Consider the following 22,884-nt stretch of genomic DNA (forward strand, 5'->3'; position numbering starts at 1 on the left):
ACGCACCGCCCCTTCAAAGGAGAGCCGCCTTGAAGACCCCCAGAGCCGTCCCCGCCACCGACCAGCCCTCCCCACCCCAGGACGAGGCCACCACCGGGCCACCGCGCCCCCGCGGGCTGCGCCACAACACCCGCTGGCTGATGGTCTTCCTCTGCTTCCTGGGCATGACCGTCAACTACGTCGACCGCGCCACCATCTCCATCTCCCTGCCCTATATGACCGATGACCTGCACATCGGCCCCGAGTGGCAGGGCGTCATCCTCAGCATGTTCTTCGTGACCTACGCGCTGGGCCAACTGCCCGCCGGGGCGCTCATCGACCGCTACGGCGAGAAGCGCATGTTCGCCATCGGCGGGCTCATCTGGTCCCTGGTCACCGTGGGCACCGGATTCGTCCGGGGCATCGGCAGCCTGCTCTTCGCCCGCCTCGCCCTCGGCGCGGGCGAGGCCCCCGCGTACCCCTCGTGCGCCAAGTCCGTCTCCCGCTGGTTCCCGGTCCGCGAACGGGCCCTGGCCAACAGCGTCTGGGACAACGGCGCCCGCGCCGGCACCGCCGTCGCCGCCCCCGTCGTGACCGCGCTGATCGCCTGGCAGGGCTGGCGGATGGCGTTCTGGGTCACCGGCGGCGTGGCCCTGCTGTGGGTGGCCCTGTGGCTCAAGGCGTACCGCGAGCCCTCGGCGCGCGGCGGGCTCAGCGCCGAGGAACGCGCCTACGTCATGGCGGGCGGCGCCCGGCTCGAGGAGCACCCCGCCGAGAAGACGGCCGCCCCGGAGCCCGCCGAGAAGACGGCCACCCGGGAGGAGCCCGCCGTCCGCTGGCGCGACCTGTTCCGCCACCGCACGGTCTGGGGCATGATGATCGGCTTCTTCTGCCTCAACTACGTCATCTACTTCTTCATCACCTGGTTCCCCAGCTACCTCGTCGACGCCCGCGGCTTCGACCTGCTCAAACTGGGCTTCTACGGCGCTCTGCCCGGCATCGTCGCCATCGCCGGCAGCCTGCTCGGCGGCTGGACCAGCGACACCCTGCTGCGCCGCGGCTGGTCGGTGACCCGCGCCCGCAAGACCTGCCTGGTGTGCGGGATGCTCTTCTCCTCCGTCATCGCCTTCGCCGTGCTCGTCCCCAGCGCCATGTGGGCCCTGGCCCTGCTCTCCGTCAGCTACGCCAGCCTGGCCTTCTCCGCCGCCTCGGTGGCCAGCCTGCCCGCCGATGTCGCGCCCACCCCGCGCCATGTCGCCTCGCTCGGCGGCATCCAGAACTTCGCCTCCAACCTCGCCGGGGTGCTCGGCTCGACCACCACCGGTCTGCTGCTGGGCTTCTTCCACCACTCCTTCGTCGCCCCGCTGATGCTGTCCGGCGCCCTGTGCATCGTCGGCGCCCTCACCTACGGCCTGGTCATCAAGCGCGTCGAACCACTGCGGCTGTCTGCCGCCTGAGTCCCCTCCATGTCCCCGCGTACCAGGAGAACCACCCGATGAACGACGCCACCGCCGCGATCCTGCGCGGCCCGAAGGACCTGGCGCTCGAGCGGCGCCCAATTCCCCAACCCGCCCCCGGCGAGGTCCTCGTGGAGATCGGCGCGGTCGGGCTGTGCGGCTCCGACCTGCACTACTACGCCCACGGCGAGAACGGCCCCAATGTGCTCCGCTCCCCCACCGCGCTCGGCCACGAGGCGGCCGGAACGGTCGTGGCGGGCGACGGCCCGCTGCCCGTGGGCACCCGGGTCGCGATCGAGCCCGCCATCCCCTGCGGACGCTGCCGCGCCTGCCGCGCGGGCCGCTACAACCAGTGCCCGCACGGCCGCTGCTTCGGCTCCCCGCCCACCCATGGCGCCCTGGCCGGACAGCTGGCCGTGCCCGGGGAGTTCGCCCACCCCCTCCCCGACGACTTCCCCCTCACCTCCGGGGCGCTCGTCGAGCCCCTCGCGGTGGCCCTGCACGCGGTGCGCCGCGGCGGCGTCGCGGCCGGGGACCGGGTGCTGGTCACCGGCGCCGGGCCGATCGGCCTGCTGGTCCTCCAGGCCGCCCGCGCGGTGGGCGCGGGCGAGACCGTGGTGACCGACATCAACCCCGGCCGGCTCGCCCACGCCCGCCGCCTGGGCGCCGACCGGACCCTGGACACCTCCCGCGAACCCCTCCCCCAGGAACCGCTGTTCGACATCGCACTCGACTGCTCCGGCATCGAGGCCGCCCTGACCGCTGCCGCCCACGCGCTACGCCCCGGCGGCACCCTGGTCGCCGTCGGCAACCCGCCCCGGCCCCGGACCACGCTCCCGCTGGCCTGGATGCAGCGCCAGGAACTCAGCCTGGTCACCGCCTTCCGGTACGCCGGGGAGTTCCCCGCGGCGGTGTCCCTGGCCGCCACCGGCCGGGTCGACCTGGAGTCGCTGATCACCGCGCGCTTCCCGCTGGAACGTTCGGCGGACGCGCTCGAGACGGCGCTCACCGACCCCGCCCAGCTGAAGGTCGTCATCGAACCCACCGAACCCATCGAACCCATGGAGGCCATCGGGCCCTGAGCGGGCGTGGCCTGGGCGGCACCCCGGCCGTCCCAGCCGTCACAATGGGGATCATGTCCCGACGTACCCGACGCCCGCGGCCGACCGGCACCACCCCGGCCACCTGCCCCTGCGGACTGCCCGCGGCCTACGCCGACTGCTGCGGCCGGCTGCACCGCGGCCAGGCCACGGCGACCACCGCCGAGCAGCTGATGCGCTCGCGCTACAGCGCCTTCGCCGTCGGGGACGAGGCGTATCTGCTGCGCACCTGGCACCCCACCACCCGGCCGCCCGGCGCGGACCTCGACCCGGCGCCGCGCTGGGTGCGCCTGGAGATCCTGGGCACCACCGAGGGCAGCGCGTTCCACACCACCGGCACCGTCGAGTTCCGCGCCCACTACACCCAGGGCGGGCGCGCGGGCTCGCTCCACGAGAACAGCCGCTTCGTACGCCACGAGGGCGCCTGGGTCTATCTCGACGGTGTGACCGGAGACTGACCCCACCCCGCGTCAGCGATCACGGTCCGCACCGACTTGGTCATTTGTTTCCCGTGTCGTCGCCGACGCCTTCTGGTGCCCGGTCAACTCCGGGGCGATGCTGGGGCGCTGTGCGTGTGAACCACGCGTGTCCCCTGGCCCCATGGAGTTGCCGTGCCTCCTGTCGCGTGTCCCAGACCACTGGCGGCCCTGGCCGCGGTGTCCGCCCTCGTGCTGGGCGCCGCCGGCCAGGCCACCGCCGACAACACCCCCGCCCCGGCGCCCGAACCCGTCCCCAGGTCCTCCTCGGAGATGCTGCGCCCGGTCGCTCCCCCGGCCGCCAGCGGTGCGACCGGCACCCGGTCCGTGGCCGACGGCGACGGGGTGCAGACCGCCCGCTCCTCCCGGCCGGTCGCCCCGGGGGTGCGGCTGACCTCGTACGACCGGCTGGAGTCGGACAAATGGCTGCGGGTCGACTCGCTGTCGGTGGACCTGACCGGCGGCACCAAGGTCGACTATCTCCACCCCGACAAGGTCGCCGAGCGCCGGACCGTCTCCCAACTGGCCGCCGACCACGACCCCGGGCCGGGGCGCCGCACGGTCGCGGCCATCAACGGTGACTTCTTCGACATCAACCAGACCGGCGCCCCCGAGGGCAACGGCATCGGCGACAGCCGCCTCGTCAACTCCGCCTCCGCCGCCGGGCCCGCCCGAGCCGTCGGCATCGGCCCGGCCGACGCCGGCCGCGTCCTCCAGCTCTACTTCGACGGCACCCTGACCCTCCCCGACGGCCCCCACCCGCTCGCGGCGCTCAACGCCGCCAACGTCCCGGCCACCGGCATCGGGGCGTACACCGCCCAGTGGGGCGAGGCGGACCGTGCCCAGACCGTGGACGGCGCACGGCGCACCGCCGAGGTCACGGTCGTGGACGGCAAGGTCACCCAGGCGGCGGGCGCGCCCGGCAAGGGCCCGATCCCGGCCTACGCGACCGTGCTGATCGGCCGGGACGCCGGGGCCGACACGCTGTCCGAACTGGCCGTCGGCGACCCGGTGTCGATGGAGTACCGGCCCCGCACCGACGGCGGCGACCTGCCGCGCACCGCCCTCGGCGGCCGCGAGCTGCTGGTCGTGGACGGCACGGCGGTCGGCCACGAGGGCGAGGGCAACAACGCCACCGCGCCGCGCACCGCGGTCGGCTTCTCCCGCGACGGCCACACCATGCAGATCCTCACCGTGGACGGGCGGCAGGCCGACAGCGGCGGCGTCACCCTCACCGAGCTGGGCCTGATGATGAAGGACGCGGGCGCCTACAGCGCGCTCAACCTCGACGGCGGCGGCTCCTCCACACTCGTCGCCCGCGAGCCCGGCAGCGACACCACCCGGGTGGAGAACAGCCCGTCCGACGGGGCCGAGCGCACCGTCCCCAACGGCCTGGCCCTCACCGCCCCCGACGGCAGCGGCCGGCTCAAGGGCTTCTGGGTGGACACCGCGATGGACCGCGCGTCCGCACCCACCGCCGATCCGGTCCGGGGCGGCCACCCCGAGCGGGTCTTCCCCGGGCTCACCCGCCGCCTCACCGCCGCCGGTTACGACGAGACGTACGGCCCCGCCGAGGGCGCGCCGCAGTGGCGAACGGACGATTCCCACATCGGCCGGATCGACGCCGACGGCACCTTCACCGCCCGCCACGGCGGCGACACCACCGTCACCGCCCGGCGCGGCGCCGCCCATGGCGACCTCGGCCTCACCGTCCTGGACCGGCTGGACCGGATCCAGCCCACCAGCCGGCTGGTCGGCCTCGCCGACGCCGGGGCCACGGGCCGGTTCGGCATCGTCGGCCTGGACGCGCACGGCACCAGCGCCCCCGTCGAACCGTCCGATGTGCGACTGTCGTACGACCACGCGCTGTTCGACATCGCCCCGGACCCGCGGACCGGCACCTTCACCGTCAAGGCGCGCCACGACCAGGCCGCGGGACAGGTCAACGTCGCCGTCGGCGGCACCACCACGGTGCTCGCCGTCACCGTCGGCCTGACCGAGCGGCAGGAGGCGACCTTCGACGACGCCGGGCACTGGACCTTCAGCCAGGCCCGCGCCTCCGGTTCGGCCGAGGCCACGCCCGACGGCCACACCGGCACCGGGCTCGAGCTGGACTACGACTTCACCCAGTCCACGGCCACCCGCGCCGCCTATGTCACCCCGCCCCAGCAGATCGCGGTGGACGGCCAGCCGCAGTCCTTCGGCCTGTGGATCAAGGGCGATGGCAAGGGGGCCTGGCCCACTCTGCACCTCAAGGACGCGGCGGGTTCGGACCAGTTGCTGCGCGGACCGTATGTCACCTGGACCGGGTGGCGACATGTCGACTTCGCCGTACCGGCCGGGGTCGCCTATCCGCTGAAGGTCAACCGCTTCTACCTCGCCGAGACCTCCGCCACCCGCCAGTACACCGGCAGTGTCGTCATCGACGACCTCACCGCACGGGTGCCGCCCGCCGTCGAACTGCCCACGGAGAGCGTGCGCCCCGATCCGCTCATCTCCACCGCCGCCCGGACGCGGGGACGCGACTGGCGGTTCGCGGTGATGTCCGACGCGCAGTTCGTGGCCCGCGATCCCAACAGCCCGATCGTCGCCCAGGCCCGCCGCACCCTCCGCGAGATCAAGGCGGCCAAGCCCGACTTCCTGGTGATCAACGGGGACTTGGTGGACGAGGGCTCCCCCGCCGATCTCTCCTTCGCCCGCACCGTGCTGAAGGAGGAGCTGGGCGACGAGCTGCCCTGGTACTACGTCCCCGGCAACCACGAGGTGATGGGCGGCTCCATCGACAACTTCACCACCGAATTCGGGCCCGCCCACCGCACCTTCGACCACCGGGGCACCCGCTTCCTCACCCTGGACACCTCACGTCTGGGACTGCGCGCCGGTGGCTTCGACCAGATCAAGGAGTTGCGCGCCCAGCTGGACGCGGCCGCGAAGGACCCGGAGATCGGCTCGGTCATGGTGATCGAGCATGTCCCGCCCCGTGACCCCACCCCGCAGCAGGGCAGCCAGCTCGGCGACCGCAAGGAGGCGGCGCTGCTGGAGGGCTGGCTGGCCGACTTCCGCCGCACCACGGGCAAGGGCGCGGGATTCATCGGCAGCCACGTCGGCACCTTCCACGCCTCCCGGGTGGACGGCGTCCCGTACCTGATCAACGGCAACTCGGGCAAGAACCCCGCCACCCCGCCCGGTCAGGGCGGCTTCACCGGCTGGTCGATGGTCGGCGTGGACCACGTCTCGGCACGCGATCAGGCGGCCGCCCGCCACGCGCCGTGGAAGGGCGGCCCGGACTGGGTGTCCGTGCAGACCCGCGCCCATGTGGACGGGCTGACCGTCGCCGCCCCGGCCGAACTGCGCACCGGGCAGGACGCCGACGTCACCGCGACCGTCCTCCAGGGCGAGGGGACCGCCGCCCGCCGGGTGCCGGTCGGCTTCCCGCTCAGCGCGGACTGGACCGGCTCACCCAACCTCCACATCGGCGATCCGGACGGCGCCGGGCACCGCGATGTGGCGGCGTACGACCCGGCGACCGGCAGGCTGACCGCGCTGCGCCCGGGAACGGCCACCCTCGCGGTGAGCGTGAACGGCGCCGTCGCACAGGCGCGGTTCACCGTCACCGCGGCGGCCGCGGCACCCGCGGCCTAGCCGGGCCGGTGGGGGCGGGGCGGCCCGAGCGCCCCGCCCCCACGGTGCCCGACCGCCCGTGCGCTCAGGCGTCCCAGACGCGGCGCACCTGCTCGAAGCGGGTGGGCAGCGGCGGGCGGCGACCGGCGTACCGGGCGTTCGTACGGTGGACGAACCGGCGCCAGGAGAGCACCAGACCCTGCCGGGTGATGGGCAGCCCGGCCACCACGGTCACCCCGTTGTCATGGGTGTGGTGCACCGTCAGCAGCAGCGCGTCCGGCACCGAACCCTCCAGCTCGGCGCAGAGCTCCTGACGCACCCGCAGCCAGCGGCGCAGCACCAGCACGGTGCCGCGGTCCAGGCCGTGGCGGCGCGGGACGCGGTGTTTGCCGTGCTCGATGGTCACCCACCCGGAGTCCAGGTCCAGCGCCGACAGGGTGCAGCGCAGCAGCCCGCCGTACCGGGCGCCGCTGGCCCGCGCCAGGCCCACCACCACGGCGAGCCGTACGGTCTCCGGCTTCGCGCCGTCCTCCATCGCCCGCACCGACAGTTGGCGCCAGATCCACTCCGCCTCCGCCGTCGTGACCACCGGCCGCGGATAGCGGTCCTGCGCCGTCTCCTTCGCCGTCCGCGTTGCCACCTGTACCCCCTGGAAGCCTCCCGACCGAGCCGCTTGGCACACTATTTCTTCCGTGGATGTTCTCGTCAAGGGACGCGCGGCGGTACGGTCGTCCGTGTGCGCCTTCTGCTGATGTCCGACACCCATCTGCCCCGGCGCGCCAAGGCGCTCCCCGGGGAGCTGCTGGAGCGGCTGCCGGACGCCGATGTGGTGATCCACGCGGGCGACTGGGTCGACCTCGCCACCCTCGATCTGCTCGAGGAGCGCTCGCGGCGCCTGATCGGGGTGTACGGCAACAACGACGGCCCCGAGCTGCGGGCGCGGCTGCCCGAGGTGGCCCAGGCGGAGCTGGCGGGAGTGCGGCTGGGCGTGGTGCACGAAACCGGCCAGTCGAAGGGGCGGGAGCGGCGCTGCGCCGAGCGGTTCCCCGACCTCGATGTGCTGGTGTTCGGCCACAGCCACATCCCGTGGGACTCCACGGCCGAGGGGCGGCTGCGGCTGCTCAACCCCGGCTCCCCCACCGACCGGCGCCAACAGCCGTACTGTACGTATCTGACGGCCACGATCGAGGCGGGGCAACTGACCGCCGTGGAGCTGCACCGGCTGCCGCCCCGCCGCTGACCGATCGCCGCTTCCCGGGCGTATCACCGTTCCCTGGGCGCATCGCCGTTTCCCGGGTGTCATGACCGCGCCTGCGCCCGTTTCCTTCCGAACTCGCTCGTCCCACTCTTCAGCCCCGCTATCCGACCTGTCCTTTTGGGGTGCCGAGGAGTGAGTGATGACGACGGCAAGTGGTGGATCCGCATGGTGCTGGGCGCTGGCGGCGGTGGCCGCGACCGTGTTCTGCGTGCAACTGGACGCCTTCGCGCTGAACCTGGCCCTGCCCGGGATCGGGCGCGATCTGGGGGCGGCGGGAGGTGGCCTCCGATGGGTGGTGAGCGGGTATCTGCTCGCGGCCGGCTCGCTGATGGCGGGCGCGGGCCGGCTCGGCGATCTGTACGGCCGCCGCCGGTTGCTGACGGCGGGCCTGGCGGTGTTCGGCGGTGCGTCGCTGGTGTGTGCGCTGGCCCCGTCGCTGCCGGTGCTGGTGGCCGCGCGGGTGGCGCAGGGCGCGGGCGGCGCGGTGGCCATGCCGGTCGGGCTCGCCCTGCTGACCAACGCCTGCCCGCCCGGCTCGCGGGCGCGGGTGATGGGGCGGGCGCTGGGCATCGGGGGCGTGGCCACCGTATGCGGGCCGTACGTGGGCGGGGCGCTCACCGAGGCGGTGTCCTGGCGGGCGGTGTTCTGGCTGAACGTACCGGTCGCGCTGGTCGCCGTGGTGTGCGCGGCACGGGCCGGGGAGTCGCGGGACACCACCGCGCCGCCGTCCGTGGATGTGGCGGGGCTGGTCACGGCCACGGGCGCGCTCGCGGCGCTCGCGGTCCTGATCGACCGGGGGCCGCTGTGGGGCTGGTGCTCGGGCCGCTCGGTGGCGGCCCTGGGGCTGGCCGTCGTGCTCGGGGTGGTCTTCGCAGGGCATGAGCGCGCGGTGGCGAATCCGCTGGTGGATCCCGCCCTGTTCGGCAACCGGCCGTTTGTGGCTCTCACGGTGGCCGGGGCGGCGGCCAATGCCGCGACCGTGATCGTGCTGTTCGTCGTACCTCTGGCGCTCCAGGGGCCGTGGGGGCTTTCGGCGACGGGCGCGGGGGCGGCCTTCCTGGCCCCGGCGGCGGCGATGGCGCCGGCCGGGCCGGTGGCGGGGCGGATCCGCACGGTGGTCGCGGTGCGGGTGATGGCCGGGGCGCTGGGGCTGGGGGCGGCGTCGCTCGGCGCCGCCGCCGTGGCGACGGCCCTGCCGGTCTTCCTCCTGGCGATCACGGGGTGCGGGGCCGCGCTCGGGGTCGCGGGCGCCCTGACGCTCATCGCCACACAGGCCGTGGTGCGGCCCGAGCGCGCGGGGGAGGCGTCGGGGGTGACCAAGACGGTCATCACCACCGCGGCGGGGCTGGGGGTGACCCTGTCCGGACCCGCCGCCGAGGCGGAAAGCGGCACTGCGGTCGAGGCGGGCCTGATGACGGCCGGGGGCTGCTGTCTGGCCGGGGCCACGCTCCTGGTCAGCACGCTGCTGACACGGATACGGCCCGGCTGTGGCCCACGAGCCCGGCGTCGACATGCTTTTCCACGGAAATGACTGACTCAGCCCTGCTCGTCTACGGGCTGTGGGCGCCGGAGGTGGGCGACGAGGGCGGAAACAGTTCGCCACGGGCCAGGGCCAGGACGGTCCGGGCCGCGATGCCACCGATGAGGATGGTGATGGCCGCGAGGACGAGGTAGGTGTAGACGAGGTGGCCCGCCGGTTTGCCGTCATCGATCCAGTGCAGCGTGGTGGTGGCGACCACGGCCCAGGAGAAGGTGAAGGCCCACGTGGCGACCGTGAACCGCAGGCGCGCGTAGAGAGGGACCAGCCGGAGCTGGACGATGACCGTCAGCAAGAGGTATCCGGCCAGCGCGGCCGCGATGAAGTCCACCCGGCCCTTGTCGAGTGCGAAGTAGGCGACGCTGGCGATGGCGGCGGGGGCCACCTCGATCGTCATCGTCGGCAGGAGCGGCGCGGGCAGTCGAGGGCGGTGGAAGAGCCTTCCCGTGATCATCGAACCGAGGATGAACCAGCAGATCACGCCCAACCCGAACATGACCTCGGCCAGCCGGGTCTGTCCCACCCTCGCGGCGCTGGCGCAGGAGACGAGGCCACCGGCCACCGTGGGCAGGTAGTAACCGGGGTGCATCCGGTCCAGTTCCATATCCCTGCAGACCCACTGTCCGGTGAGCCATCCGCCGAACAGCACGGTCAGCACGAGAAAGACGTCCACCAGGACCTTTCCCGCCATCGGGCTGTACGGCGCCAGTCCCTGGGCCGCCAACAGCATCGGGGTGATCAGCGCCAGGGAGGTGAACGGACTCGCCACGGGGTCTTCCAGATCGGCGCGGAGTCTCCCCCTGCCGCCGCACACGTAGCGCAGATACCATCCCACCGACACCAGCCACACGACAGAGGCCAGTCCGATCAGGGCTCTTCCGACGATCACCGGCACATGCCCGGCCTGACCAGCGGCCACCCAGGTACCGCCGAGACCGGCCAGGCCGAAGGCCATGCTGAAAACGTTGGGCGGGACGCGCCGTACGGCCATCGCCGGGCTCCCTTCAGATCCGGCTGGTGAGCCACCGCAACCGACTGTGCACCCCGCGGACCGCCTCCGCGACTTCGCCATGTCATCCGGGGACGCCGGCAGCCACGGAAACCGGCAGCCACGGAAATACGAGACGACGCCCTTACCGCCGCACCTGTGGCACGGCCACGGCGTACGTGATGCCCCCGTGAGCGACGATCGTGCTCGGCGCGACCTGACAGCCCTCCGTAGATCAGGTGAACGCGCGGGGCCGGTTCTCCGTATGGCTCTGTGTGCGTCCTGCCCATGGGGACGCGCGCCGCCCGCACAGGCCGATACCGAGACCGGAGGCCCCGTTCCATGAATGACCGGTTCATCCCTCCCATCCAGGCGCTGCCGGATGGCGACGCCGAAGTCCGCCTGGTGCTCCATCTGCCCTGGGAAGTGGTCGCCGCCCTGGGCCAGGAGGCCGGCCGGCTGGCGGCCCAGACACAGCGGCCGGTGAGCCTCGACGAGGCGGTCAGCCATCGACTCCGCCATGGGACCGCCCAGACCATCGGCGTCCACGCCAAACCGGAGCGGGAGCGGACCCAGCCCGCGCCCACCGCGCCCCACACCTCGCCCCCGCTGGCCGCCCGCTCCCCCGGTGAGCAGGCCCGGCAGGCGATCGAGAAGATCAACGGCTCGGCGCATCCGCACAACGGCACCGCGAACGGCTCCGGCGAGTCCACGGGACCGCAGCACACCACCGGCGCCCCGGATCCGGCCCCGCCCGATGCCCGGGGCATCCTGGAGCGCCCGACGCGTGCCACCGGAACCGTGAACGGCACCGCGACGGAGATGCCGAGATAGCACCGGACCCCGGTCCTCCAGCAGCAGCCCCGCTGGGTGATGCGGCTCTCCCTCGGCGCGGCCGCCGTCCTCATCATCGCGGCGGCGCTGAACACCGGCGTCCGGCGGGCGCGGCTGGCGGCCCTGTGCGGGCTCGCGCTCATCCTCGCCGTGTCACAACTGGTCCGCATGGCCAAAGAGCCGCTCCTCAACGGCTTGAACATCGTGCCTCTCCTGCTGATCGGCTGCGCCGCCATGCTGGGCCGCGGCGCGGTGGCGCGCAGCCGTGGTCTCGCGCGGGAGCGGGCCCAGGCTCGCAGCGACGGCGAACAGCGAGAACGGCGGCGCTGGGCACGTGAGTTGCACGACGAGACGCTTCAGGAACTGGTCGCCGTCCAGATCGTGCTGTCCACCGCCGCCGGGAGTGGCGAGTCCGCCGCCATGAAGGAGGCCATCGACCAGGCGCGCGGCTTGATCGCGAACCAGATCACCTCGCTGCGGCACCTGATCGTGGAAATGCGGCCCTTCGCCCTCGACCAACTCGGCCTCGCGCCCGCCCTCGAGACCCTGTGCGAGCCGCCTGCTCGTGGAACTCGACAGCGACGATCACGCGATCAGTGGGGTGGTCAGGGACAACGGCCGCGGAATGGCCCGTCCGTCTGCCACACCGGTCAGCCGCCCCGCGCTCCGCACGGTGGTCTCCACGGGTACCGGCCTGTCGGCCATGCGCGAGCGCGGCCACCTGCTGAACGGACACCTCACCGTGGGTTCCACCCCCGGTGAGGGAACCCGGGTCTCCCTCCTGATACCCCGCCACACCAGGCGAGGCTCCAGGGCCACGTAGCCGTCGCCCTTTATGGACACCCCACAATCCGGCACACCGTCCGGGTACGCGAAAAGTGACACACCTCGGCCGCTTTCTCCGGACACTCGTCCGCCGTCCCGCACATCGTGCAACTATGGCCGGGCGATATCCGGCTGATCGATGGGGAAGATCCTCGCTCCCCTCGTCGTTGCTGCCTCGCATAAGGATTCGATGCGCGTGACAGGAGTGGAACACCGTATGCCCAGCCCTTCCACCGCCCAGCCGACCGCCCAGATCGGCGTCACCGGGCTCGCCGTCATGGGGAGCAACCTCGCCCGCAACTTCGCCCGGCACGGGCACACCGTCGCCCTCCACAACCGCACGTTCGCCAAGACCAAGGCGCTGATGGAGGAGCACGGCCACGAGGGGAACTTCGTGCCGGCCGAGAGCGCCGAGGAGTTCGTCGCCTCGCTGCAGCGGCCCCGGCGGCTGATCATCATGGTCAAGGCGGGTGCGCCCACCGACGCCGTCATCGAGGAGTTCGCACCCCTCCTCGAAGAGGGCGACGTGATCATCGACGGGGGCAACGCCCACTTCGAGGACACCCGGCGCCGGGAGAAGTCCCTGCGCGAGCGCGGGCTGCACTTCGTGGGCACCGGCATCTCCGGCGGCGAGGAGGGCGCCCTCAACGGGCCCAGCATCATGCCCGGCGGATCGGTGGAATCCTACAAGTCGCTCGGCCCGCTGCTGGAGTCCATCTCCGCCAAGGTGGACGGCACCCCGTGCTGCACCCACATCGGCCCGGACGGCGCCGGCCACTTCGTGAAGATGGTGCACAACGGCATCGAGTACGCCGACATGCAGCTCATCGCCGAGTCGTACGACCTGCTGCGGCGGGCGCTGGGGATGTCGCCGGGTGAGATCGCGGAGGTGTTCCGCACCTGGAACGGCGGCCGTCTGGAGTCGTATCTGATCGAGATCACCGCCGAGGTGCTCGGGCACACCGACGCCGCCACCGGCAAGCCGTTCGTGGACGTCGTGCAGGACCAGGCCGAGCAGAAGGGCACCGGCCGCTGGACCGTGCAGACCGCGCTGGACCTGGGCGTGCCGGTGAGCGGGATCGCCGAGGCGGTGTTCGCCCGTTCGCTGTCCGGCCACGCGGATCTGCGGGACGCCTCGCAGGGGCTGCCGGGGCCGTCCGGCAAGGGGCTCACGGGGGCCGCCGCGGAGCGGTTCGCCGACGATGTCGAGCAGGCGCTGTACGCCTCGAAGATCGTGGCGTACGCGCAGGGCATCCACCAGATCGAGGCGGGCAGCCAGGAGTACGGCTGGGACATCGACCCGGGGGCGGTCGCGCGGATCTGGCGCGGCGGCTGCATCATCCGGGCGCGGTTCCTGAACCGGATCACCGAGGCGTACGCCAAGGACCGCAAGCCCGTCACGCTGCTGACCGACGGCCACTTCGCCGAGGCGCTGGGCGCGGCGCAGGACGCCTGGCGGCGGGTGGTGGCCACCTCGGTCGAGCTGGGCGTGCCGGCGCCGGGCTTCTCGGCGGCGCTGGCGTACTACGACGCGCTGCGCTCGGAGCGGCTGCCGGCCGCGCTGGTCCAGGGGCAGCGGGACTTCTTCGGCGCGCACACCTACCGGCGGGTGGACCGCGAGGGTTCGTTCCACACGCTGTGGGGCGGCGACCGCGACGAGCGTACGGCCTGAGAGCCGACCGCGACGAGCGTACGGCCTGAGAGCCGCGACGGCCGTGCCCCCGCCCCGGGGCACGGCCGTTGTGCCGCGTCGTATCGCGGCCGCGTCGTCAGGGCGTGTAGCGGCGGAAGGCGGGCACCGCGAGGGCGAGCCCGAGTGTGCTGACGGCCACCAGCAGCCCGCCCGCGGCGACCGCCGCACGGGCCCCGAGGAGCGAGCCCGCGGTGCCGTGCAGCAGATCGGCGACGCGCGGGCCGCCCGCCACCACCACGGTGAACACGCCCTGCATCCGGCCGCGCATGTCGTCGGTGGCGGCCGCCTGGAGGATCGTGCCGCGGAAGACCATCGAGACCATGTCGGCCACGCCCGCGAGGGCGAGGAAGGCCACCGCCCACCACAGGTTGAGGCTGAGCCCGAATCCGGTGATGGCCACGCCCCAGGCCACCACGGCGGCGATGACCATCAGACCGTGGCGGCGGGCGCGGGAGAAGGTGCCGGACAGCAGACCGCCGGCCACCGCGCCGAGCGGGATCGCCGCGAACAGCAGGCCGAGCGCGAACCCCTCGCCCCAGGGTGCGTAGGTGTGCGAGGCGAGTTGGGGGAAGAGCGCGCGGGGCATGCCGAAGACCATGGCGATGATGTCCGCGAGGAAGGACATCAGCAGGATGCGGTTGGCGGCGATGTACCGGAAGCCGTCGGCCACGTCGCGCCATCCGCCGCGCCGCGCGCCACCCGCGCCGCCCTCGGTGAGGGGCGGCAGGGCGGGCAGCCGCCAGACGGCCCACAGGGTGGCGCACAGCGCCACGGCGTCGATGAGGTAGAGCGCGGGCAGGCCGAGGACGGGGATCAGGGCGCCCGCGAGCAGCGGGCCGAGGATCATACCCGTCTGGGCGACGGTGGACTGCAGGGCGCCCGCGGCGGGCAGTTCGTCGGCGGGGACGAGACGGGCCACGGAGGCGCTGCGGGCCGGGGAGTTCATACCGAAGAAGCCCTGCTGGGCGGCGAGCAGCACCATGAGCACCGCCACCGAGTCCAGACCGGCGAAGGACTGCGCCCAGAACAGCACCGAGGTGACGGCGATGCCGACATTGGTGACGAGCATCAGGGTGCGCCGGTCCATCCGGTCGGCGACCACTCCGCCCCACAGCGCGAAGACCACCAGCGGGAGGAGCCCGGCGAAGCTGGCATAGCCGACCCACGCCGACGAACCGGTGATGTCGTAGATCTGCTTGGGCACGGCGACGGCGGTCAGCTGGCTGCCGATGGCGGTGACGGTGGTGGAGCTCCACAGCCGGCGGAAGGGGCGGTGGCGCAGCGGCCGGGTGTCCATCACCCAGCGGCGCCAGCCGGGTCTCGGCGGCGGGGCGGGGGCGACGTCCCCGGCGCCAAGGATCACGTCATCGCCGGCGGCGGTGGGTTCTATGTCGTCGTCGCTGCTTCGAGCGGTCTCCACGGCTGGTTCGATTCCTCCTACATCCATTCGGGCCGGGAACCATTGTGACGATCCCCGGCCCGGGCCGTGGCCCCGTCTCAGCCTCCGGCCGCGGGCCGCATCGGCTCCTGACCGTGGATGCTGCCGCTGAGGGAGGCCAGCCGGGTGCCGCTGCCGCCCCAGCGGTCGGCGATGATCTCGGCCGCGATGCTGACGGCGGTCTCCTCCGGGGTGCGGGCGCCGAGGTCCAGGCCGATCGGCGAGGCGAGCCTGGCCAGCGCCTCCTCGCCGACGCCGGTGGCGCGCAGCCGGCGGAGCCGGTCGTCGTGGGTGCGGCGGGAGCCCATGGCGCCCACGTAGGCCAGCGGCAGGCGCAGGGCGACGTCCAGCAGCGGCACATCGAACTTGGGGTCGTGGGTGAGCACACAGACCACCGTGCGTTCGTCGATCCGGCCCGCCTCGGCCTCGGTGCGCAGATAGCGGTGCGGCCAGTCGGTCACCACCTCGTGTGCCTCGGGGAAGCGGCGCGGGGTGGCGAAGACGGGCCGGGCGTCGCACACGGTGACGTGGTAGCCGAGGTACGCGCCGATCCGGGCCATGGCCGCCGCGAAGTCCACGGCGCCGAAGACCAGCATCCGCGGCGGGGTGGCGTGGACCGAGACGAACAGGGTGAGTTCCTCGTCCATGCGGACGCCGTCGTAGCCGTAGGCCAGGGTTTCGGTGCGCCCGCCGGCCAGCAGTCCGCGCGCGTCCTCGGCGACGGCCGCGTCCAGCCGCCCGGAGCCGAGGGAGCCCGAGGTGCCCTCGGGCCGTACGACCAGCCGGCGGCCCAGCCGTCCCTCCGGGTCGGGCCCGTCGACGGCCACGCAGATCACCTCGGCCACCGGCTCTCCGGCGGCCACCGCCTCGGCCACCTCGCCCAGTTCGGGGAAGCCCCCGGGGTCGATCCGCTCCACATAGACATCGATGATCCCGCCGCAGGTCAGCCCGACCGCGAAGGCGTCGTCGTCGCTGACGCCATAGCGCTCCAGCACGGGGCTGCCGCTGTCGGTCACCTCCTGGGCCAGTTCATAGACGGCGCCCTCGACACAGCCGCCGGAGACGCTGCCGATCGCCGCGCCATCGGGCCCGACCAGCATGGACGTCCCGGGCGGCAGCGGCGAGGAATGCCAGGTCGCCACCACCGTGGCACGGGCGAACGGCTCGCCCTCGCCCCACCATCGGTGCATCTGCGCTACGACGTCCCGCATCGAATTCATATCTCCTCGCCACGGATGTAAGAGGTTGATACATTCAATGTATGAGCCTCTCACATCACTCACCGAGTAGCGACATCACCTTGCGGATCAACGGCACGTCCCACTCCCTGACCATCGACAACCGGTCCACCCTGCTCGATGTGCTCCGCGAGCGACTGGGGCTCACGGGCACCAAGAAGGGCTGTGACCACGGTCAGTGCGGGGCCTGCACGGTGCTGGTGGACGGTGAGCGAGTGAACAGCTGCCTGATGTTCGCGGTGACCGCCGATGACCGCGAGATCGTCTCCATCGAGGGCGTGGCGGCGCTGTCGGACGGCGGCGAGCTGCACCCGGTGCAGCGCGCCTTCCTCGACCACGACGGGCTCCAGTGCGGCTATTGCACCCCGGGCCAGATCTGCTCCGCCATCGGGGCGCTGGGCGAGGCCGGGCGCGGCTGGCCCAGCCATGTCACCGAGGACACCGCCACCGGGGTGGCCGATGTCTCCGCGCTGGACGCGCGGGAGGTGCGTGAGCGGATGAGCGGCAACCTGTGCCGCTGCGGCGCGTACAACGGGATCGTCGAGGCCGTACTGGAGGCCGCGGGCGCCCAAGGTGCCCAGGACACGGCCACTGCCGGAGGCGCCCGATGAAGGAGTTCGCCTACGCCCGCGCGGGCGACGCCGCCGAGGCGGCCGCGCTGATCGCCCAGCGCCCCGATGCCACGTATCTCGGCGGTGGCACCAATCTGGTGGACCTGATGAAGCTCGGTGTCACCGGCCCGGGGCTGCTCATCGACGTCTCCCGGCTGCCGTACGACCGGATCGAGCACCGCGCGGACGGCTCCGTGCTCATCGGCGCCACCGTGCGCAACGGCGCGCTGGCGGGAGATCCGGGCATCCGCGAGCGTTTCCCGCTGCTGTCCCAGGCGCTGCTGGCGGGGGCGTCCGGGCAGCTGCGCACGGTCGCCACGGTGGGTGGCAATCTGCTGCAGCGCACCCGCTGCGGGTACTTCCAGGACGTGTCCAAGCCGTGCAACAAGCGCGAACCTGGCACCGGGTGTCCGGCGATCCGGGGCGCGCACCGGGATCTGGCCGTGCTGGGCACCTCCGACCACTGCGTGGCCTCCCACCCGTCCGACATGGCGGTGGCGCTGGTGGCGCTCGACGCGGTGGCACATGTGCGGTCGGTGGACGGCGGTACGCGCGCCGTTCCGGTGGCGGAGCTGTATCTGCTCCCCGGTGACACACCGCACCGGGAGACCGTCCTGGACCGCGGCGACCTCATCACCGCCGTGGAGCTGCCCCCGCCGCCGCACGGTGCCCGGATGCGCTACCGCAAGGTGCGCGACCGCTGGTCGTACGCCTTCGCGCTGGTGAGTGTCGCCACCGCGGTGTCCGTCGCCGAGGACGGCTCGCTGCGGGATGTGCGGATCGCGCTCGGCGGGGTGGCGCCGCGGCCGTGGCGCGCCCGGATCGCCGAGGAGCGGCTGCGCGGCGCCCGGCCGGACGAGGAGACGCTGCGCGAGGCGGCGCGGGCGGAGCTGGCCGAGGCGCGGCCGCTGCCCGACAACGCCTTCAAGGTCGACCTGGCCACTGATCTGATCGTCGCGGGCGTCCGCGACCTCGTCGCGAGGAGGGATCGCGCATGACCACCGTCGAACAGAGCCTCGGCGCCCCGGTGACCCGGGTCGACGGCCTGGACAAGGTGACCGGCGCGGCGCGCTACGCCTATGAGTTCCCCACCCGGGACGTCAGTTACGTCTGGCCGGTGCAGGCCACCATCGCCCGCGGCCGGGTGACGGAGGTGGACCCCGCCCCGGCGCTCGCCCTGCCCGGTGTGCTGGCGGTGCTCGACCACACCAACGCCCCGCGGCTGAACACCGAGGCGGAGGCGAGTGCGGACCTCTTCGTGCTGCAGTCCCCGCAGGTGGCGTACCACGGCCAGATGGTGGCCGCCGTGGTGGCCACCTCGCTGGAGGCGGCGCGCGAGGGCGCGGCGGCGGTCCGGGTGGGCTATGAGCGGGAGCCGCACGATGTGGTGCTGCGCGCCGACGACGAGCGGCTGGAGATCGCCGAAACGGTGACCGACGGCAGCCCGGGCCTGGTGGAGCGCGGTGACGCCGATGGCGCCTGGGCGGCCGCCCCGGTGCGGGTGGACGCCACGTACACCACTCCGGTGGAGCATCCGAGCCCGATGGAACCGCATGCCACCATCGCGGTGTGGGACGAGGACCGGCTGACGCTGTTCAACTCCGACCAGGGTCCCTTTATGAGCGCGCGGCTGATGTCCGCGCTGTTCGGGATCGAGCTGAGCGCGGTGGAGGTCGTGGCCGAGTACATCGGCGGGGGCTTCGGGTCCAAGGGCATTCCGCGCTCGCCGACGGTGCTGGCGGCGCTCGCCGCGCGGGCCGTGGAACGGCCGGTGAAGATCGCCCTGACCCGGCAGCAGATGTTCCAGCTGATCCCCTACCGCTCCCCCACCATCCAGCGGGTGCGGCTGGGCGCCGGGCGCGACGGCCGGCTGACGGTGATCCAGCACGAGTCGGTGCAACAGCGCTCGGCCCAGGTGCCGTTCGCCGACCAGACGGTGTCCTCGACGCGGATGATGTACGCGGCGCCCCACGCCCGTACGACGGTGAAGGTGGCGCCGCTCGATGTGATGACACCCGCCTGGTTCCGCGCCCCCGGCCACACCCCGGGGATGTTCGCGCTGGAGTCGGCCGTCGACGAGCTGGCCGGGGCGCTGGGCATGGACCCGATCGAGCTGCGGATCCGCAACGAGCCGGAGACCGACCCGGAGAACGGCAAGCCGTTCAGCAGCCGCAATCTGGTCGCCTGTCTGCGCGAGGGCGCGGCCCGCTTCGGCTGGGAGCGCCGCGATCCGGCGCCGGGGATCCGGCGCGAGGGGCGCTGGCTGGTGGGCACCGGTGTGGCCGCCTCGCACCACCCGGACTACACGTTCCCCTCCACCGCGGTGGCACGCGCCGAGGAGGACGGGACGTACCGGGTGCGCATCGGCGCGGCCGACCTCGGCACGGGCGCCCGTACCGCCCTCACCCAGGTGGCGGCGGACGCGCTCGGCATTCCGCTGTCGCGGCTGCGGCTGGAGATCGGCCGTGCGTCGCTGGGCATGGCGCCGTTCGCGGGCGGTTCGCTCGGCACCGCGTCGTGGGGCTGGGCGGTGGACAAGGCGTGCCGTGCGCTGCTCAAGGAGCTGGACACCTACGGGGGTGTGGTCCCGGACGGCGGTCTGGAGGTGGTGGCCGACACCGCCGAGGACGTCGAGCGGCGGGCGGATCTGTCGCGGCACACCTTCGGGGCGCAGTTCGCCCAGGTGCGGGTGGACGGCGACACCGGTGAGATCCGGGTGGACCGGATGCTGGGCGCGTTCGCGGCCGGGCGGATCGTCAATCCGCACACCGCGCGCTCGCAGTTCCTCGGGGCCATGACGATGGGTCTGTCGATGGCGCTGCTGGAGATCGGCGAGGTCGATCCGGTCTTCGGCGACTTCGCCAACCATGACTTCGCGGGCTATCACATCGCCGCCCACGCCGACGTCCCGCACCTGGACGTGGTGCTGCTGGAGGAGGACGACAACACCACCAACCCGCTGGGCGCCAAGGGCATCGGTGAACTGGGCATCGTGGGCGCGGCGGCGGCCATCGGCAACGCCTTCCACCATGCCACCGGAGAGCGGGTGCGGGATCTGCCGATCCGCATCGAACGCTCGCGGGACGCCCTGCGGGCCGCCCGCACCGCCGAAAGGCGCAGGCCAGGGGCGGGTGAGCCGGAATCACGGGTCGGGTAGGGTCACCCGAATGGCACCCACCCCGAAGGGACGCGCCACCTACCACCACGGCGACCTGGCCGCCGCACTGGTGCAGACGACCCTGGAGATCATCGATGAGGTCGGCGTGCGCGGCTTCTCCGTGGCGGAGGCCGCGCGCCGCACCTGTGTGAGCCCCGGCGCGCCGTACCGCCACTTCGCCGACCGTGACGCGCTGCTCGCGGCCGCCGCCCTGGAGGTCTCGCGGCGGCTGCGGGCCATCTACCTGGGCTCGGTGGCCGACGTCGGGTCCGCCCAGGAGCGGCTGGCCGCGGTGGCGGGCACCTTCGTGCGTGCGGCGGCCCGCTACCGCGGCGGGCTGGACATCCTCTTCGCGCCGGGGCTGCGGGCCACCCATCCGGAGCTACGGGACAGCAGCAGGGAGTTCGTGGATCTGCTGCTGCCGAGCGCCTTCGAGGTGGTCGCCCCGGGCGAGGCCGCGGCGACGGCCGTGGCGTTGCTCGACGCCCTGCACGCGCTCGCCCGCGGCTATGTCGCCCAATTGCTCGAAGGGAAGTTCGGCGATCCGGATGACGTGGTCGAGGAGGTCGCCATTCGGGCGACCCGGGCCGCGAGGGCGCTGGTGGCGGGCTACGGCGTGCCGTCGGGGCCGGTCGGCGAGGAGGGCCGGGACCGCTGACGGAGGGACAGAATTTCCCGTTCCGCTTCACGTTCTTCGTGCGGCGCGCATACCGTCGATGCGGAACGGATCGGAGGAACAGATGTCCCTGAAATCCGGTAAGAGCCTGTGTCATATCCCCGGTCGGATCAGCGTGCGGCGTCAGGGGGCACCTCCCAGCGGTAGCTGGGGGAGCGTGCGATCGCAAGGCGCCGGAGCGCCCTCGTGGCGGAGCCACATGGGCGTTTCGGCAACGCGGCAAGAGGGGGCACCTCCCAGCGGTAGCTGGGGGCGCGTGCCAGACGCCGCACGCCCGGCCGGGGGTATTCCACAGGCTCTAAAGGTGCCCACCGGGCGCCTTCGCGGCTGCGCTCGCCCTACGCCATCGGCGGACTGGGAGTGGCGATCAGCGCCGCCGTCCTCGCCACCCTCGTACCGGCCACGGCCTCGACGACCGACCCCGACCATGACACCGGCACCGACGCGGCCCCCGCGGCGTCCGTCCCGCACCCCGAGCGGGACTGGATGGGCTCGACCATCGCCCGCCACGAGAAGACCGACCCCGGCGCCATGCCCCGGGCCACCAGAGCGGCCTCGGTGGAGGGCGTGGACGTCAGCGACCACCAGGGTTCGGTCGACTGGGCGGCCCTGTGGGACGACGACGTCCGATTCGCCTATGTGAAGGCCACCGAGAGCACGACCTACAAGAACCCCTCGTTCGCCTCGCAGTACAACGGATCCTTCCAGCAGGGCATGATCCGCGGCGCCTACCACTTCGCCCTGCCGGACCGTTCCAGCGGCACCCGCCAGGCCGACTTCTTCGTGGCCAACGGCGGCGACTGGTCGGACGACGGCAGGACACTGCCGCCCGTCCTGGACCTCGAGTACAACCCGTACGGAGCAACCTGCTACGGCCTGACCGCCTCCCAGCTCGTGAACTGGATCGGCGACTTCACCGCGCGGGTCAAGGAGCGCACCGGACGCCAGCCGGTGATCTACACGACCACCGGCTGGTGGCAGACGTGCACCGGCGACAGCGCCGCGTTCGCCGACCGGAACCCACTGTGGCTGGCGCGGTACGCCGCCACCCCCGGGCCGCTGCCGGCCGGCTGGCAGGACCACACCCTGTGGCAGTACACCTCCAGCGGGCCGCTGGTGGGTGACCACAACCGGTTCAACGGAAGCCTGGCGGGCCTCAAGGCGCTGGCCACGGGGTGAGGCGGCGCCGCGGAGATCCGTCAGAAGGGGCCCTAGCCGCCGAGCACGCTGCCGACCCCGCCGAGTACCCCGTCCAGGGTGTCGCCGACCCCGTCCACCAGTCCGCCCACCAGGCCCTTGCCGTGGTGCCCGCCCTCGCCGGGGGTCTGCGACGGCTGACTGGGCTGCTGCGACGGGGTGGTGGGGTCGGCGCTCGGGGCCGTCTCGCTCGGCGTGGAGGGCGAGGCGGGCACCTGGTCGTCCCGCTGCGCGGGGGCGGTGGGCGCCATGGTGGGCGCGGCCTTGGAGGGGGCCGCGTCCGGGGTGGCCGGGGCGGCGTGCCGCGGGGCGCCGGCGCTCCGGTCCGAACCGCCGCCGGGGGTGGCCGCGTCGGTGTGGTCGGAGATCAGCTTCGGCTTCGTGGACTCGCTGGGCGCGACATGGCTCTGCGAAGGCGTGTGATCCGCGGTGGGCTCGATCTCCGGCGCCTGCGCCTGCTGCGCGTTCACATCGGAGCGGGCCTCCACGGACTTGTCACCGCCGACCGTGGAGTGGAGGCCGAAGGCTATGGTTCCGGCCACTCCGAGGGCAGTGGCCGCCTTGAGCGTCGTGGTACGCGCCTGCTGTGCGGCGGTCGGTCGGCTGTGTCGACCCATTTCGCTGGTCTCCCCGTTATGGCAAGGGTTGGGTGGGGTGCCCCGGAAGCCCGATTCCAAGCGGAACAGATGTCCGACGCACACGTGTTACACAGTAAAGAACGAGCCAGATGATAACCACCGTCCCCCGGTGTACGGCCACCCGTGCACCGGGGAACGTGTGTTCCTGGCTAGCGCGCGGC

At 73.0% G+C, this 22,884-nt stretch carries 19 protein-coding genes and 1 pseudogene; 15 read left to right on the top strand and 5 right to left on the bottom strand.

The window, feature by feature from the left end:
- Nucleotides 1-29: 29 nt before the first annotated feature.
- The 4 genes from NP777_RS21430 (at nucleotide 30) to NP777_RS21445 (ending at nucleotide 6,654) form a co-directional block, all read left to right on the top strand.
- Nucleotides 30-1,436 carry an MFS transporter gene (locus tag NP777_RS21430; protein WP_256651793.1) on the top strand — a complete coding sequence of 469 codons (1,407 nt, stop codon included), beginning with the start codon at nucleotides 30-32 and terminating at the stop codon, nucleotides 1,434-1,436.
- A 38-nt stretch (nucleotides 1,437-1,474) separates the two neighbouring features.
- Nucleotides 1,475-2,518, top strand: coding sequence for an NAD(P)-dependent alcohol dehydrogenase (locus NP777_RS21435; RefSeq protein WP_256651794.1), 1,044 nt, complete (start codon nucleotides 1,475-1,477; stop codon nucleotides 2,516-2,518).
- Between the two features lie 53 nt (nucleotides 2,519-2,571).
- Nucleotides 2,572-2,994, top strand: a complete 423-nt coding sequence (locus NP777_RS21440; protein WP_256651795.1) for a YchJ family protein — start codon at nucleotides 2,572-2,574, stop codon at nucleotides 2,992-2,994.
- Between the two features lie 153 nt (nucleotides 2,995-3,147).
- Complete coding sequence (locus tag NP777_RS21445) at nucleotides 3,148-6,654, top strand: phosphodiester glycosidase family protein (protein WP_256651796.1); 3,507 nt, start codon at nucleotides 3,148-3,150, stop codon at nucleotides 6,652-6,654.
- 64 nt (nucleotides 6,655-6,718) lie between these two features.
- On the opposite strand, the gene NP777_RS21450 is transcribed toward NP777_RS21445, so the two are convergent.
- A complete protein-coding gene (locus NP777_RS21450) occupies nucleotides 6,719-7,273 on the bottom strand; it encodes a tyrosine-type recombinase/integrase (RefSeq protein ID WP_256651797.1) in 555 nt (184 codons plus the stop codon).
- Between the two features lie 96 nt (nucleotides 7,274-7,369).
- Between NP777_RS21450 and NP777_RS21455 the strand changes: the two genes are divergently transcribed.
- Both NP777_RS21455 and NP777_RS21460 read left to right on the top strand, forming a co-directional pair.
- Nucleotides 7,370-7,873 carry a metallophosphoesterase family protein gene (locus NP777_RS21455; protein ID WP_256651798.1) on the top strand — a complete coding sequence of 168 codons (504 nt, stop codon included), beginning with the start codon at nucleotides 7,370-7,372 and terminating at the stop codon, nucleotides 7,871-7,873.
- Between the two features lie 157 nt (nucleotides 7,874-8,030).
- Complete coding sequence (locus tag NP777_RS21460) at nucleotides 8,031-9,422, top strand: MFS transporter (RefSeq protein ID WP_256651799.1); 1,392 nt, start codon at nucleotides 8,031-8,033, stop codon at nucleotides 9,420-9,422.
- 19 nt (nucleotides 9,423-9,441) lie between these two features.
- On the opposite strand, the gene NP777_RS21465 is transcribed toward NP777_RS21460, so the two are convergent.
- Nucleotides 9,442-10,419, bottom strand: a complete 978-nt coding sequence (locus NP777_RS21465) for an SLAC1 family transporter (protein ID WP_256651800.1) — start codon at nucleotides 10,417-10,419, stop codon at nucleotides 9,442-9,444.
- Between the two features lie 339 nt (nucleotides 10,420-10,758).
- Here NP777_RS21465 and NP777_RS21470 point away from each other — a divergent pair, with 339 nt between their 5' ends.
- The 4 genes and pseudogenes from NP777_RS21470 (at nucleotide 10,759) to gndA (ending at nucleotide 13,747) form a co-directional block, all read left to right on the top strand.
- On the top strand, nucleotides 10,759-11,250 hold the full coding sequence (locus NP777_RS21470; RefSeq protein ID WP_256651801.1) for a hypothetical protein: 492 nt from the start codon (nucleotides 10,759-10,761) through the stop codon (nucleotides 11,248-11,250).
- Nucleotides 11,251-11,484: 234 nt separating this feature from the next.
- Nucleotides 11,485-11,742: pseudogene (locus NP777_RS21475) on the top strand (histidine kinase); the annotation flags it as partial.
- Between the two features lie 109 nt (nucleotides 11,743-11,851).
- On the top strand, nucleotides 11,852-12,073 hold the full coding sequence (locus NP777_RS21480) for an ATP-binding protein (protein ID WP_256651802.1): 222 nt from the start codon (nucleotides 11,852-11,854) through the stop codon (nucleotides 12,071-12,073).
- Nucleotides 12,074-12,292: 219 nt separating this feature from the next.
- Nucleotides 12,293-13,747: an NADP-dependent phosphogluconate dehydrogenase gene (gndA, locus tag NP777_RS21485; RefSeq protein ID WP_256651803.1), complete on the top strand. Its 1,455-nt coding sequence runs from the start codon at nucleotides 12,293-12,295 to the stop codon at nucleotides 13,745-13,747.
- Between the two features lie 97 nt (nucleotides 13,748-13,844).
- On the opposite strand, the gene NP777_RS21490 is transcribed toward gndA, so the two are convergent.
- The gene (locus NP777_RS21490; protein ID WP_305889986.1) at nucleotides 13,845-15,215 is read right to left on the bottom strand and encodes an MFS transporter; all 1,371 of its coding nucleotides are present in this window, start codon (nucleotides 15,213-15,215) and stop codon (nucleotides 13,845-13,847) included.
- Between the two features lie 50 nt (nucleotides 15,216-15,265).
- Entirely contained in the window at nucleotides 15,266-16,417 is a 1,152-nt protein-coding gene (locus NP777_RS21495) for an XdhC family protein (RefSeq protein WP_256651805.1), read from the bottom strand.
- Nucleotides 16,418-16,467: 50 nt separating this feature from the next.
- On the opposite strand from NP777_RS21495, the gene NP777_RS21500 reads away from it, so the two are divergent.
- From NP777_RS21500 to NP777_RS21520, 5 genes are all read left to right on the top strand, one after another.
- Complete coding sequence (locus NP777_RS21500; RefSeq protein ID WP_256651806.1) at nucleotides 16,468-17,055, top strand: (2Fe-2S)-binding protein; 588 nt, start codon at nucleotides 16,468-16,470, stop codon at nucleotides 17,053-17,055.
- Nucleotides 17,052-18,053 carry an FAD binding domain-containing protein gene (locus NP777_RS21505; RefSeq protein WP_256651807.1) on the top strand — a complete coding sequence of 334 codons (1,002 nt, stop codon included), beginning with the start codon at nucleotides 17,052-17,054 and terminating at the stop codon, nucleotides 18,051-18,053. Before NP777_RS21500 ends, NP777_RS21505 begins: the two co-directional genes overlap by 4 nt.
- Nucleotides 18,050-20,212, top strand: a complete 2,163-nt coding sequence (locus tag NP777_RS21510; protein WP_256651808.1) for a xanthine dehydrogenase family protein molybdopterin-binding subunit — start codon at nucleotides 18,050-18,052, stop codon at nucleotides 20,210-20,212. The genes NP777_RS21505 and NP777_RS21510 overlap by 4 nt, the downstream gene beginning before the upstream one ends.
- 10 nt (nucleotides 20,213-20,222) lie before the next feature.
- Nucleotides 20,223-20,870, top strand: a complete 648-nt coding sequence (locus NP777_RS21515) for a TetR/AcrR family transcriptional regulator (RefSeq protein ID WP_256651809.1) — start codon at nucleotides 20,223-20,225, stop codon at nucleotides 20,868-20,870.
- A 372-nt stretch (nucleotides 20,871-21,242) separates the two neighbouring features.
- Nucleotides 21,243-22,067, top strand: coding sequence for a lysozyme (locus tag NP777_RS21520; RefSeq protein ID WP_256651835.1), 825 nt, complete (start codon nucleotides 21,243-21,245; stop codon nucleotides 22,065-22,067).
- A gap of 32 nt (nucleotides 22,068-22,099) precedes the next feature.
- Here the strand turns inward: NP777_RS21520 and NP777_RS21525 are convergent, their stop codons facing one another.
- Nucleotides 22,100-22,702, bottom strand: coding sequence for an extensin (locus NP777_RS21525; protein ID WP_256651810.1), 603 nt, complete (start codon nucleotides 22,700-22,702; stop codon nucleotides 22,100-22,102).
- Nucleotides 22,703-22,884 lie beyond the last annotated feature (182 nt).

Source organism: Streptomyces rugosispiralis, from assembly GCF_024505145.1.
Lineage (GTDB): Bacteria > Actinomycetota > Actinomycetes > Streptomycetales > Streptomycetaceae > Streptomyces > Streptomyces rugosispiralis.

Bases quoted from the DNA above. Each gene is read 5' to 3' on its own strand.
- NP777_RS21435 (WP_256651794.1), top strand. From the start codon at position 1,475: ATGAACGACGCCACCGCCGCGATCCTGCGCGGCCCGAAGGACCTGGCG.
- NP777_RS21440 (WP_256651795.1), top strand. From the start codon at position 2,572: ATGTCCCGACGTACCCGACGCCCGCGGCCGACCGGCACCACCCCGGCC.
- NP777_RS21460 (WP_256651799.1), top strand. From the start codon at position 8,031: ATGACGACGGCAAGTGGTGGATCCGCATGGTGCTGGGCGCTGGCGGCG.
- NP777_RS21465 (WP_256651800.1), bottom strand. From the start codon at position 10,419: ATGGCCGTACGGCGCGTCCCGCCCAACGTTTTCAGCATGGCCTTCGGC.
- NP777_RS21470 (WP_256651801.1), top strand. From the start codon at position 10,759: ATGAATGACCGGTTCATCCCTCCCATCCAGGCGCTGCCGGATGGCGAC.
- gndA (WP_256651803.1), top strand. From the start codon at position 12,293: ATGCCCAGCCCTTCCACCGCCCAGCCGACCGCCCAGATCGGCGTCACC.
- NP777_RS21490 (WP_305889986.1), bottom strand. From the start codon at position 15,215: ATGGATGTAGGAGGAATCGAACCAGCCGTGGAGACCGCTCGAAGCAGC.
- NP777_RS21495 (WP_256651805.1), bottom strand. From the start codon at position 16,417: ATGCGGGACGTCGTAGCGCAGATGCACCGATGGTGGGGCGAGGGCGAG.
- NP777_RS21500 (WP_256651806.1), top strand. From the start codon at position 16,468: ATGAGCCTCTCACATCACTCACCGAGTAGCGACATCACCTTGCGGATC.
- NP777_RS21505 (WP_256651807.1), top strand. From the start codon at position 17,052: ATGAAGGAGTTCGCCTACGCCCGCGCGGGCGACGCCGCCGAGGCGGCC.
- NP777_RS21510 (WP_256651808.1), top strand. From the start codon at position 18,050: ATGACCACCGTCGAACAGAGCCTCGGCGCCCCGGTGACCCGGGTCGAC.
- NP777_RS21515 (WP_256651809.1), top strand. From the start codon at position 20,223: ATGGCACCCACCCCGAAGGGACGCGCCACCTACCACCACGGCGACCTG.
- NP777_RS21525 (WP_256651810.1), bottom strand. From the start codon at position 22,702: ATGGGTCGACACAGCCGACCGACCGCCGCACAGCAGGCGCGTACCACG.